Genomic DNA, 431 nt, shown 5'->3' with positions numbered 1-431 from the left:
GATCAGGATCTGCTGGCGCGGCGCCTGGCGTCCGAGGTCGCACTGGCTTCGGTGCTGGAGAAGGCCTTGTTGTTACAGCGGACGCTGCTGACCGGAAAGAAAGAGCCGAACGTTGCAGCTAACGAACTGGCGGTGGCGGCAGTGAACCAGGAAAGCGATACGCTCGACCGTGAGGTACGCCACCTCCAGACCGAGCTGGGGCTGCGCCGCGAGCGCGCCAACAACTCGCCGATGGCCATCATCCAGCGCAACAGCACGCGTGCGCAGGGTTCCCGTGGAATCTACGAAGGCGACCCGGTGCCCAACCGCCTCCATCAGTTGCAGAAAGGCGCGGGGAACCTGCCATGATGCTGCGCGCAAGCTGGCTGCGGCCAGGCCGCTTGTTCAACCGACGCACGGCGCGGGCCTTGCTGTGGACCGTGGTGGTGCTC

At 65.7% G+C, this 431-nt stretch carries 1 pseudogene; it reads left to right on the top strand.

From position 1 onward, the window contains the following. Nucleotides 1-348, top strand: a pseudogene (locus KDH83_RS31720) (integrating conjugative element protein); the annotation flags it as partial. Nucleotides 349-431 lie beyond the last annotated feature (83 nt).

This window comes from Achromobacter sp. Marseille-Q0513 (assembly GCF_018195695.1).
Classification (GTDB): domain Bacteria; phylum Pseudomonadota; class Gammaproteobacteria; order Burkholderiales; family Burkholderiaceae_B; genus Achromobacter.
This window is presented reverse-complemented; position numbering and strand designations above follow the sequence as displayed.